Origin of the sequence: Sulfurimonas sp. HSL3-7 (assembly GCF_039645985.1) — a bacterium.
Taxonomy (GTDB): domain Bacteria; phylum Campylobacterota; class Campylobacteria; order Campylobacterales; family Sulfurimonadaceae; genus Sulfonitrofixus; species Sulfonitrofixus jiaomeiensis.
In genome coordinates this window covers 2,501,903-2,513,716 of sequence record NZ_CP147919.1, presented here as the reverse complement: position 1 = coordinate 2,513,716, position 11,814 = coordinate 2,501,903, and the positions used below count along the sequence as shown (strand labels likewise).

The following is an 11,814-nucleotide window of genomic DNA, read 5'->3' as shown; positions in this document are numbered from 1 at the left end:
GCTTCAGCGCATCTTGCGTCCAACTCAGACTCTCCGCGCACAGCAGCACGACTCACGATTTAGTCGTTCGCTGCAGTGAGCTGTTGGCTCTTCTGCGCTATCGGTCTGAGTTAAACACAATCTGCACCAAATCTGGAACTTTTACGACTTTCAGGTTTGGTTGGGATGAGTTGGGTCTGCCCCCTTGGGTATCGCCATCTTAACTCTTAACTTAACGCTTAACTCAGCCCTTATAGTCTTCCCTGTTTGACCAGTGAAAGCACCATCGCCAGGGAATAGCCGTCGTTCTCGTACCCCTCTTCATGACAGCTTTCGCATTTGTCGCCGACCGGGCACTCCTGGTTCTCCAACAGTGCTTCCAATGTTGTAATGTCGTTTTTTTTGATGCATTCGGCGATCTCCTGCATTGAGAGTGAGTTACAGACGCATATCTCTCTGTTTTTGTCGAACATGGCTACTCTTTTTTTGCTGGTATAATATCGAAAAAAAGAGAATATTATGAGCCGTACAGAATCGCAGTTGACTGATCCGCTGAAAGGATTCGGCAAAAAGATATTTCTATTATTGCTGTTTGCCTCTGCTCTTTACGGGGAGTTTAAAGAGGCTGAAGGCGACCACTACACCTATGCGATGGCAGAAAGTTATTGCCACCGTTTGGAAGGTGGAGCGTGGAGACTGCCGTCGATAAAAGAGCTCTTTCCTCTTCGCGGGCAGAGTGACAGATTCAGCAGTGAACGCGCCTACTGGTCAGCCAACAGCACCCGTGATGGAAAGTCTCAGATGGGCACCGGTGGCGAAGGCGAGGACGGTTCTCAGGAGGGAAGGGAGATCGGCTACACCTTTTACCTCCAAGACGGTGACGTCACGCTTTCGCCGCTCAACAAAAGAGCCGGTGTCATCTGCACCAATACCGTGCTGTCGTCCGAAAAATCCGCATACATCGAAACGGAAGCCGGCGTAAAAGATCCGGAAAACGAGATCCTCTGGATGCCCCTAACAGCGGGCAATAAAAAGAAAAAATATACCTATGAAGCGGCGCAAGCATTTTGTGAAGAGAGCAGCTACCAAGGGAGAGAGTGGCGGCTTCCTAGTGTGGATGAGCTTTACAGCATCGTGGATTATGCCTATACCCGCCCGGCTGTCGATACGTCTCTCTTTGGCGTGATGATGAACCGCTACTATTGGAGCGATGATGAGTTCGGCGAAGATCAAGCCTATGTCGTTGGTTTTAAACTGGGTTCGGTGGCCACAAGTTTGAAAAAGAACAGCTCCTACGTCCGCTGTGTCAGCGATACACAGGAATAGCCTTTTATTTTTCTTTAGAATTTTTTTTTGTCATAATTTTTGTAAAAATATAGCTTTTCTTCGTTATTATCCGCTTTTATTTTTTTATGAAAGGAAATATGATGGTCGTTATCGATTTTATCGCCATGTTTTATGCTGCAGCGGCTGTAACAGCAGGAAGCATGTTCGTCTACCACAACACCGGTGCGCGCAAGCACTAATATATAGGGGGCTTTCCCTATCTCCTCTTCTTTAAACCACCGTTACACGCTCTCAAAACAATCGCTCATCCGTCATTGATAAAATCCTGCTAAAATACAACATACTCACGATTGGAGATTCTATGTCAGAAAAAATGTATCAACTTGCTATTATCGGCGCCGGGCCGGCGGGAATCGCTGCCGCGGTGGAGTGTTACCTGCTTGGAATGCGCGATATCATCCTGATCGAAAAGGATGAAAACCATAATGCGACCATCCGTAAATTTTACAAAGACAAAAAACGTGTCGACAAGGACTGGAAGGGACAGACGGTCGAACTTGACGGCAACATCCGTTTTCTGGACGGAACCAAAGAGAGCACTTTGGACTTTTTTGATGAGATCCTGGAAAAACATTCTGTCGAGTTAAGGACCCATACCGAAGTGCAGAAGATCGTTAAGACAGGGGATGATTTCGAGGTGATGATCGCAGGCGGATCGGTAAAGGCGAAACATGTTGTTGTGACGATCGGACGCATGGGCAAACCGAACAAGCCTGACTACAAGATCCCGACCGCGATTAAAAAACAGGTTGCCTATACGCTCGACAGCTGTTCCGAAGGCGAAAAGATCATGGTCGTCGGCGGCGGCGACTCAGCGGTAGAGTATGCTGTCGATCTGTGTGAGAAAAACGATGTGACCATCTGCTACCGTCGGGAGAACTTTCGCCGTGCCAATCCGACCAACCAGAAAGATATCGCCGAGGCCACTGAAAACGGCAGTGTCCGTGCGATCATGGGGGCCAACATATTGGGCCTTGAAGCGGAGGACGGCAAAGTCAAAGTCCTGCTCGACGAGGGCGATGACGAGTGCTATGACCGGGTCATCTATGCGATCGGCGGTACAACACCCAGTGCTTTTTTGACATCATCAGGTATCGAGATCGAAGACGGTAAGCCGGTGCATGACGAAAACTATGAGACCAACATCAAAGAGCTCTATGTCGCGGGCGACATCACGCAGGAGTCCGGCGGTTCAATCGCTCTTGGTCTTAACCACGGCTTTGCGATCGCGAACCATATCCTAAAAGAAAAAAAATAGTATATACGTTTCTTCTCAAAAAAAGTCGGATCAGCCACAGTCAATAGGATTGGGGTTGTTCCGATTTGCTTTCACATGTCTTGATAACATCGAATAATAGATATGAATAAAATTTATTTCAAAGTAAGCTTTAAGGGACTAAACTCTTGGTAAACAGTCACACCTGCTTATTTGACGATGTCACATCGGGTTTGTAGAGTAAATAAGCATTATAAAGGAGAGCTGCATGAAAAAAGTTGAGAAACGGACATGTTCCATTATAAGACCATATCTCTATTTTATTTTGGAAGTTGTATCTTTGCTTCTGATTGCTTATATATTCTCTATGGGTAATGTCTACAGTGCTGTCTGGTTTGTTACCCTTGCTGTCGGTCTGGTCTATCCTGTCGGAAAACTTCCTCGCTATGTCTCAAGAGCAATAGAATGCAACCGGTATAAAAAATCTACGGAAGGTTTGCATCGTTCCTGACATCGCATAAAACAGAACGCCTACTAATTTATAAATAGAGAGCTTGCCTGTTTATCTTTTCTGCTGATTAAACGCGTTGGGCAAAGATGCCGGACTCGGCTCTTTGTGGATCAGTTTGATCATAAGCGTCACAACGATAACCTGGAAGAGTGATGCCAAAATAAAGGCGAAATAGTGGAGCTTGTCGATACTGCTGCTGTGATAGGCAATGGTGGCAACGGCAATCAGCAGCGTCAACGGCATGGAGTGGCTCAGCCCCAGGAGTATCGCAGAACGAAAGCCCAAAATATTTTTAAAGACAAGGGCTCCGACAACACGCATCGCGACCATGGCTGCGGTAATGATCAGGGCGGTTGTGACCAGCCCTTCCATCAAGAGTGATTCAAGGTTGAAGGTGCTGCCGATATTGATAAAAAAGACCGGGATCAGAAAGCCGAAGCCGTAGCTCGCGAGGCGGTGAGGGAGGTCCTGTTTATGGGTAAAGAAAGTCGGGATAAAGATCCCTGCGATAAAGGCGCCGAAAGCGAGCTCAAGATGCAGGTAGAGCATAACGGCGACAAGAATAAAGAGGACACCCATCGAGATGCGTAAGTCCTGCTCCTTGTTATCATCGTGCGGCATCAGTGCGGTACCGACCTCCGGAAACCACCAGAAGAGAATCTGCAGGGCGCGAAAAAGCAGGTAGATGATAAAGATGAAAAGAACCAAGGCACCCATCGATTTGAGAAAGGCAAGTCCAAATCCCTCCTGCAGTGCGGTGGCGGTCATGGTCAGCACCGCGATACTGATCACCTCGCCGATGCCGCCTGCTGTCATCCCCAGTGTCAGCCAGGGTGTCTTTCCGTACTCTTTGGAGAGCGTTACAACCAGTCCGACGGAGATAAGCGGCAACAGTACGATAAATATCTTGCCAAGGTCAAAATAGAGGGTGAACCCGATAGAGAAAAGGTAGAGCAGCGAGAGATAGATGAGAATACGCCTCATCAGGGCCCTGTTGGTGCGAAGTACCTTTTTCAGGTCGACCTCTGTTCCGGCAATAAACATCAGATAGAGAAAACCGACCTCGGCGACAAGCTCGAAAAGATAGTGGTGATGCAAAAATCCCGCATATGCAAAAATCGCCCCGAGAATGATCTCCACAGGGGTTGTCGGCAACCTTATGATTTTTGCAATAAAAGGTGAGAAAATAACGATCAGCGATAAGGTGATCAGCAATAAAACATCATCAAACATAGTGGGGATTATAGCACGATATACAGTTGTAGAACTTATGATAAAATATTTGCACAAAGGGGTTGATGATGAAATTACAGAAGATAGCGTGTATGACACTTGTTTCAATACTGATGCTGGGTTTCAGCGCCTGTTCCAGTGGCCCTAAACCTGATGAGATCGATGCCGATGAAGACCTGAAATGTACCAAAAACGGTGCGCCGGCACCGGAGTGGGTCTGTAAAAATGTTGTCGGTGATGCGATGCAGACGGCAGTCGGCCATAGCGATTACAGCCGCATAGGTGATAACTTTATGCTTCAGGAAGCGACTGACAACGGCCAGAAAGAGATGCAACAGGTCGTGTCGCATTACATCGAGGACAAGCTGGCTACGTTTTCGCGCAAGATAGGCGGGAAGGCGGCTGTATTGACCGATGGTATCGCGTCTAGCATTGCCTCCGAGGTAAGTGGAGCCAAAAAAGAAGATTACAAACAGATCAAATTATGGCGCAACCCCACAGACAGCTCCATCGAAGTGCTGATGGCGGTACAGGAGAAAAACATCAACAAGGATGTCCGTCAAAAACTGCTGCTTGCACTGAAGAAGGATGACGCCGTTTATAAAGAGTATGAAGAGAATGACGGCGAAGATCTGCTGGATGATCTTCTGCCTCTCGATTAAAAAAGAGATTGTCTTCATGATAGTCTGAATGTTAAGGCGTTCTCTCTCTTTACCCCACTATAGAAAGTCAGCTAACAAGAAGAGCGGTCTCCGGACAAGAAATCCAAGTAGGCAATCAGGTGGGGACAGGTCAGCAGGAGTGGACACATTTGAGTGAAGAGGGCGTTGCAAATTCGATGGGGTTTGACTATCAGAGCAATTGGAAAATCCTCTCTTCATGTATCCGAAAAGCGATTGAGAAGGCCAGTATCAAAGCGGTGACGGCCACCAGTATGCGTGAAGGGATCGTTCTTTACGACAGAGAGGGGAAAGAGCTCTTTGGTGTCGCCAATGTGGATGCGAGAGCAGACCGCGAGGTGGCAGAGCTTAACGGAATGTTCCCAGAACGTGAAGCGGAATTTTATGTGAAGAGCGGTCAGACCTATGCCCTTGGAGCACTGCCGCGCCTGTTGTGGCTGAAGAAAAACAGACGTGACCATTTCAACAGCAAAGATACCGAGATCATTGATATCTCGCCGATGGGCTGCCGTACCGGTTTCTATATGAGCACGATCGGCACACCGGCGGAAGAGACGGTTGCCGAAGCGTGGAAAGCATCGATGGAAGATGTCCTGCATGTCGATTCGCAAAAGGACATCCCGGAACTCAACCTCTACCAGTGCGGCACAGCCAAGATACATTCGCTCAAAGAGGTGCAGGAGATAGCGCAGAAAGTGCTCAATGCCGGTATCGGCATCATGGACAACGAAGCACTGAAACTCGACTTTTCAAAAGTCGCTCAGGCATAGACGTGAAGATCCTTTTACCGATGGACAGCGACGATACGCAGGAGGGGCAGGTTGTTGAGATCAACTATTTCGACACTAAAGAGGATGTCGATGACTGGGTGGATGCAGTCGTCGTCATAGGCAATTTCGAGCCGGTCATGGAGTTCATCGAACAGCAGATGATGGTGCTGGTCGCCCACACCAAGCGCAGCATCGACGACATCGTCGAAGCCTTCCTCTTCAAAGAGCTGCACGATCTGGCGATCTGATAGCAAAAGGGGCAGGTGATGGCGGATTATCAGCAGTTTCTAGAGCTTATCCACCCGCAACCGGGCTTTAAAGTGCTCGACGTCACCGCCCACGCTGACGGGTTGACGGCGGCGCTGATCGAACACCTCAAACCCTACCCGAAACACCGTCTCGCCGTAGCGGAGTACCCGGGTGAACACCAGCCCTTTACGGAGTCCGAGCATCTTAAGCTCCAGACGGTTCCCCACTACAAAGCCCCCTTCCGGGCTCTGCCGAGAGATAACGACATCGTTATTATCCGCGACGTTCTGCACCGACACGAATTCGCCGAACGGATTTTGAAGTCGATCTACACCACACTGGCCAACACCGGCAACATTATCGTTATCAGCGAAAAGGGGACGGTGGATGTCGAAGCTCAGAAGGCCCTGCTTGAAGCACATGAGTTTCGAGCCGCCAATGCAATCGAGATTCATGAGGGGTACGACCTGGTGACGGCGAAGAAGATACACATGTGGGGCAACGGGCTTTAGTCGTACACCCCTTTGTGTGTCGGTGTATTGTTAGGCTAATGCCGTATTACTGCATGATCTTATCGCGCAGCTGATCGACACTCAGTGCTTGCAGCACGCGGGTGTCATACAGCTCGAACGATTCGCCCTCAAGACGTTCGTTGACATAGAGTGCGACGATCTTTTTGACGACCTCTTTGGCCTCGGTCAGGGGCACCGCTTTAAAGACCTGCCGCGCCTCTACCGCTTCAAAACTCGCTTTGCCTCCGACAAAGATATGCACGCCGAAACAGCTTTTGTCTTCGGCATCTTTCGCCTTGCACCCTTCAAAGCCGATGTCGGCGATACCGTGAATACCGCACCCCTTCGGGCAGGCCGACCAGTGCATCCGGATCTTGCCGCTCTCCATCGGCAGCTCGCGGTCGAGAAACTCCGCCATTTCGATTGCGTCGGGTTTGTTCGGAATGACGCCGAAGCTGCAGGTCTCTGTACCGGCACAGGCGATCTGGTGGGTAAAGTAGACGTTGTGAAACTTCTTATATTTGGTATAAAGTGCACTAGCCTTCAGCTGGCCGATCTTGGACGCATCGTTAATGAGGTAGAAACTCTGCTCGATCGAGAGGCGGATATGGCTGCCGGTCGAACGTGCCAGTGCTGCCGTTTCGATCAGGTCGCTGCCGCTGAAGATACCCGAAGGGATCGCAAAGAGCAGGGCCTTTTTACCTTCCGCAAGCTCGACACACCCGTCATCGCCGAGGCAGTGCTCGGTCGTGAGCAGCAGCTCACCGCTTTCGGCAAGGTTCAGACCGCTCTGTTCGGCAAGTGCCTTGGCAAAGTTCTCCATACCGACCGACTCCACGAGAAAGTGGAGACGGTTCTTATTACGGTTGTCCCGGAAGCCGTAGGTCTTGAAGAGATGGATCAGCGCTTCGAAGACCGTTGTCAGTTCGTCGGGTTTGATAAACAGTCCGCTCTCCTGGGCCTGTACCGCGACCTTACCGCCGAGGTAAAGATTGAAACCGTAGATACCGTCGCGTTGTGCCGGCAGGAAACAGCAGTCGTGGCCATAGATATTGCAGTCGTTGGTACCGCTGCCGAGGATAGCGGTGTTGAACTTGCGCGGCAGGATGCCGATCCACTCTTCGCGTTTGAGAAAGATCGTCTGCAGGGCTTCTATGATGGGCATACACGCGATGTATTGCGTTTTGTCATAGCCGTCGAACGGGGAGGTGACGACATTACGGAAGTTGTCGATCCCCGTCTGAAAGGTGGTGATGCCGACGGTATCGAGGCGCTGGAGCACCTCGGCCAGGGCGGCAAAGGGGATGTAGCGCAGTTCGATCTGCTGGCGTGTCGTAATGTCGATGTAATCCCGGCTGTACTGTTGCGCGATCTCACCGATCGTTGCCGCCTGCTGCGGTTCGAGCTGGCCGCCGGCGATACGCAGGCGGATCATAAACTCCCCTTCGCCTTTGTCAAACAGGCCGAAACATTTCAGAAAGAACTTGCTGTCCTCATCTTTGAGGTTTTCATAGCCCTCTGCACAGATCTGTTCGAGTTGGTCATAGACCGACTGCGGTGTTTTGAGTGTTTTGAGCCCTTCGATCTTGTTGATCTTTTTGTTACGGGTTTCATAGGCTTCATGCAATTTTGTCATGGAGCAGCTCCTCTTCTAGATTTTCATGTTGCGGCAGGACGGCATGCAGGTTGACGACATCGCCGAAGACGATGATGCCGGGACGCTCTGCAGTTTCGGCCGCTGCAGCCAGCCTTGCGAGCGTGGTGATGACACGTGTCTGGTTCGGTCGTGATGCATTGGAGACGATTGCCGTCGGCATCTGCGGATCGGCCCCTTTCTCTATCGCGGCTTTGACGATCTCCTCGGCGCGGGAGAGGCCCATCAGTACGATCGTCGTGTGGTTTTTGAGGGTGAGCAGGTCGATCCACTCCCGGTTGAAACGGTTGCCGGAAAGATGAGCCGAAACGACCGACAGGTTAGTGGCGTAACCGCGGGCCGTCGGCGCGATACCGGCACTGAGCGGTCCGGCGATCGCCGAAGAGACGCCAGGGATGACATCAACGCGGATATTTGCTGCGATCAGGGCCTGCGCCTCCTCGGCACCGCGGCCGAAGATGTAGGGGTCACCCGCTTTGAGACGGGCGACTTCATAACCCTTGGCGGCGTAGTCGATCAGCATCGCGTTGATGGCCTCCTGTTTGACACTGTGGTGGCCTTTGCGTTTGCCCACCGAAATTCTGAGCGTACGCTCCGGAATAGTCGCTTCGATCTCGTCACTGATAAGGTGGTCGACAAACACCACATCGGCCTCCTGGATGACCCGGTAGGCCTTGAGCGTCAGCAGTTCGACATCCCCGGTGCCGCAACCGACCAGGGAAACTTTACCCAGTGCCTTCTTGGCCGAATTGCGGGCGGCATGGATATCAATGATCCCCTGGTGGCGTTTCTGCTGTAAAGTATGACCAAGCGTTTCGAGCGATTTCGGCAGCATACGGTCGATCTTGTCGCGCACCTGTTGGGCGAGTGTCGGACTGCCTCCCGATGAGGAGACCGCGACTTTCAGCGGCCCGTACTCGAGCAGTGCCGCAAAAAAGAAGTCGCAGTGTTCCGGTGCATCGACGACGTTGAGCATGAACGGCCGTTTTGCTTTCTCGTTCAGCAGCATTTGTGTGACCTCGGGGTTGCCGGTGGCATCGATGATTATCGGGTAAGGCGCCAGGTCGTCTGCCGAAACACGGCGTTGTTGGATCGTATCGACGCTGGGCATGAGGTCACTGCGTGTTTCGGCAATAACATCAAAGGTGATCTGGTTGCGCAGCATCACTTCGGCTTTTTGCGCTGCTACGGCTCCGGCACCGATAAGCAGGACTTTGGGGTTATGGAGGACAATCGGCAGGGTGAATCGCATGGGAATCCTTTTTGTCATGATCACAGTGGATCGTTATGAATGATTCTGGATTCTAAACACAAAAAAGAGGAAAAAAGTGGGAAATCCCCCTGTTATGTTGCATCCGTATTTATGCCCGGCTGTTTTTCGTACCGGCTGACCGTGTCGACTGCCTCCGTTTCCTGCCGGTGTGTCAGCGACCCACGATGCTCTTCGACCTTGATGGCTATCCCCTGGGGAACCTGTTGCGAATGCAGCTGAACCGCCGTCTGTTTATAGTTCGGTTCGCCGGATTTCGGGCAGAACGAGGGTTGGGTCAGGGCGTTGACTAGCTGGGTATTGAAATGAAACGGTACGAAAACAGAACCCGGGGCCACGGTCTGCGTCACTCTGACCACGACGTTATCCACTTTTCCGCGTGGCGATGAGATGCTCAGGCAGTCACCGCTTTTCACCTCAAGTTGCGCCGCATCGGCCGGATTGATGTCCACCCAGGCTTCCGGGGCAAGATCGTTCAAAATATCGATGCTGCGTGTCTTGGTCCGGGTATGCCACTGCTCCACGGTCCGCCCGGTATTGAGCATGAGCGGGAAGGCTTCGCTCTGGGGCTCCTGCATCGGCAGCCAGTCAACACACATCAGATTTGCTTTTGCATCGGGGGTCGTGAACGCGATCTCTTCGGTATAGAGGCGCTTCTGCCCTTTGGGGAACTGTTCGTTACACGGCCATTGGACACCGCCCTCAGCCTCCAGCAGTTCATAGGTGATGCCCGAGTAGTCGCAGAGCCGTCCGCGGCTCACTTCTCGCCATTCGTTAAAGGCATCTTCGGGTTTGCTCCACCCCGGGAAGATGACCGGTTGGATGCCGTCAAAATAGCCGCTCAGCTCGACAAAGATATCGAAGTCGCTCTTGGCTTTGCCCGGAGGGTTGACCGCTTTGTTGGCGCGGTTGCAGCGCCGTTCGGAGTTGGTGTAAACCCCCTCTTTCTCGCCCCAGGTAGCCGCCGAGAAGATGACGTCGGCCACCTCGGCCGTATCGCTCATAAAGGCGTCCTGGACGACCAGAAGATCCAGCTTGTCAAAGGCGTTGCGCAGCCGCTCCTGATCGACGAAACTGACCAGCGGGTTGGTCGCGACGATCCAGAGGGCCTTGATCTCGCCGCGTTCAATGGCCTCGATGATCTCGGCATATTTGTAGCCGCGTTTTGTCGGTACCCATTCCAAAGGCACATTGACCAGTTCGGCATACTCTTTCGCAGCCGCCTTGTCGCCGAAGTTGCGATACCCCGGCAATGACGAGGTGAATCCTGTTTCACGGGTACCCATGGCGTTGCACTGCCCCGTGATGGAGAACGGCCCCGCGCCGTGACGGCCGATCTGGCCTGTGAGAAGGTGCAGGTTAATGATGGCACTGACCGTGTCGGTCCCAAGGAATGACTGGTTGACCCCCATGGTCCAGGCGCTCAATGCCGCATCGGCGTTGGCAAACTGGCGGGCCAGTTCGTACAGGGTCTTGACGTCGATGCCGGTGATGTTGGCGACCTCCTGCGGCGGGTAGCTCTGCAGATGCTTTTTCAGATCGCCGAAGCCGTTGCAGTGGGATCTGACATAGGCCTCGTCTTCCCACCCCTGTTCGAGGATGATGTAGGCAAGGCCGTTGAAAAGGGCCAGGTCGCTGCGGGGTTTCAGCGGCACATAGGTGGTTGCCATCTGGCTCGTTTTGGAGCGGCGCGGGTCGATCACGATGATCTTGGGTTGCTTTTTATTTTTGTTGATATGGAGTTTCAGGATCGGGTGGTTGTCGGCGATGTTGGCCCCGATCAGAAAGATGACATCGGCGTGTTCAAAATCCTCGTAGGCACCGACCGGTCCGTCGGAACCGAGCGACTGTTTGTATCCCATAACAGCCGAGGCCATGCAGAGTGTCGTATTGCCGTCGTAGTTGTTGGTCTTCAGCCCCAGTTGCGCCAGTTTGCCCAGGGTGTAGAACTCTTCGGTCAGCAGCTGGCCTGTTGAGATAATCCCCACGGCCGCCGGTCCGTGGTCGGCGGCGATCTTTTTGAAGGTGTCGCTGACTTTGGTGTAGGCTTGGTCCCATGAGACGTCTTCCAGTTTGCTGTTGGAACGGATTTTCGGTGAAAGCACGCGTTCGGAGGAGTTGATCATCTCATGTTCGCTCAGGCCTTTCGGACAGAGCGTCCCCATGTTGACAGGGTGGGCCGGGTTGCCTTTGGTGTAGACGGCTTTGCCCTCTTTGACCCCGATATAGAGCCCGCAGCCGACACCGCAGTAGCCGCAGGTGGAGAAGACCCATTCGTCGGGCTTCTTGGCATCGCTGATGAGGCCGAAGCGGGGATCAGCACTGAGCTTGTATTTGTCGGCCTTGATGTCGAACCCGAGATAGTTTTTGATCTTGTTAAACATGTTCAATCC

The 11,814-nt window shown here is 52.2% G+C and carries 12 protein-coding genes; 7 read left to right on the top strand and 5 right to left on the bottom strand.

Going from position 1 to position 11,814, the window contains the following annotated elements; all coding sequences use genetic code 11:
* Positions 1-230: 230 nt before the first annotated feature.
* Positions 231-452, bottom strand: a complete 222-nt coding sequence (locus WCY20_RS12395; protein ID WP_345975549.1) for a (2Fe-2S)-binding protein — start codon at positions 450-452, stop codon at positions 231-233.
* Between the two features lie 46 nt (positions 453-498).
* Here WCY20_RS12395 and WCY20_RS12390 point away from each other — a divergent pair, with 46 nt between their 5' ends.
* From WCY20_RS12390 to WCY20_RS12380, 3 genes are all read left to right on the top strand, one after another.
* Positions 499-1,305, top strand: a complete 807-nt coding sequence (locus WCY20_RS12390) for a DUF1566 domain-containing protein (RefSeq protein ID WP_345975547.1) — start codon at positions 499-501, stop codon at positions 1,303-1,305.
* A gap of 322 nt (positions 1,306-1,627) precedes the next feature.
* Positions 1,628-2,584 carry an NAD(P)-binding domain-containing protein gene (locus WCY20_RS12385; protein WP_345975546.1) on the top strand — a complete coding sequence of 319 codons (957 nt, stop codon included), beginning with the start codon at positions 1,628-1,630 and terminating at the stop codon, positions 2,582-2,584.
* 226 nt (positions 2,585-2,810) lie between these two features.
* A complete protein-coding gene (locus WCY20_RS12380; protein WP_345975545.1) occupies positions 2,811-3,053 on the top strand; it encodes a hypothetical protein in 243 nt (80 codons plus the stop codon).
* Between the two features lie 51 nt (positions 3,054-3,104).
* Here WCY20_RS12380 and WCY20_RS12375 read toward each other — a convergent pair whose 3' ends face one another.
* Positions 3,105-4,286 carry a cation:proton antiporter gene (locus tag WCY20_RS12375; RefSeq protein ID WP_345975543.1) on the bottom strand — a complete coding sequence of 394 codons (1,182 nt, stop codon included), beginning with the start codon at positions 4,284-4,286 and terminating at the stop codon, positions 3,105-3,107.
* 65 nt (positions 4,287-4,351) lie between these two features.
* On the opposite strand from WCY20_RS12375, the gene WCY20_RS12370 reads away from it, so the two are divergent.
* The 4 genes from WCY20_RS12370 (at position 4,352) to WCY20_RS12355 (ending at position 6,497) form a co-directional block, all read left to right on the top strand.
* Positions 4,352-4,948 (top strand): hypothetical protein, encoded by a 597-nt coding sequence (locus WCY20_RS12370; protein ID WP_345975541.1) that lies wholly within the window; start codon positions 4,352-4,354, stop codon positions 4,946-4,948.
* 119 nt (positions 4,949-5,067) lie between these two features.
* Positions 5,068-5,736 (top strand): S-ribosylhomocysteine lyase, encoded by a 669-nt coding sequence (locus WCY20_RS12365; protein WP_345975539.1) that lies wholly within the window; start codon positions 5,068-5,070, stop codon positions 5,734-5,736.
* Between the two features lie 2 nt (positions 5,737-5,738).
* Entirely contained in the window at positions 5,739-5,984 is a 246-nt protein-coding gene (locus WCY20_RS12360) for a hypothetical protein (RefSeq protein ID WP_345975537.1), read from the top strand.
* A gap of 18 nt (positions 5,985-6,002) precedes the next feature.
* Complete coding sequence (locus tag WCY20_RS12355; protein WP_345975535.1) at positions 6,003-6,497, top strand: hypothetical protein; 495 nt, start codon at positions 6,003-6,005, stop codon at positions 6,495-6,497.
* Between the two features lie 46 nt (positions 6,498-6,543).
* Here WCY20_RS12355 and WCY20_RS12350 read toward each other — a convergent pair whose 3' ends face one another.
* From WCY20_RS12350 to WCY20_RS12340, 3 genes are all read right to left on the bottom strand, one after another.
* Positions 6,544-8,133: a ferredoxin--nitrite reductase gene (locus tag WCY20_RS12350; RefSeq protein WP_345975533.1), complete on the bottom strand. Its 1,590-nt coding sequence runs from the start codon at positions 8,131-8,133 to the stop codon at positions 6,544-6,546.
* On the bottom strand, positions 8,117-9,403 hold the full coding sequence (cobA, locus tag WCY20_RS12345) for a uroporphyrinogen-III C-methyltransferase (RefSeq protein ID WP_345975531.1): 1,287 nt from the start codon (positions 9,401-9,403) through the stop codon (positions 8,117-8,119). The genes WCY20_RS12350 and cobA overlap by 17 nt, the downstream gene beginning before the upstream one ends.
* Before the next feature lie 92 nt (positions 9,404-9,495).
* Positions 9,496-11,805, bottom strand: a complete 2,310-nt coding sequence (locus WCY20_RS12340) for a nitrate reductase (RefSeq protein WP_345975529.1) — start codon at positions 11,803-11,805, stop codon at positions 9,496-9,498.
* Positions 11,806-11,814: the final 9 nt, after the last annotated feature.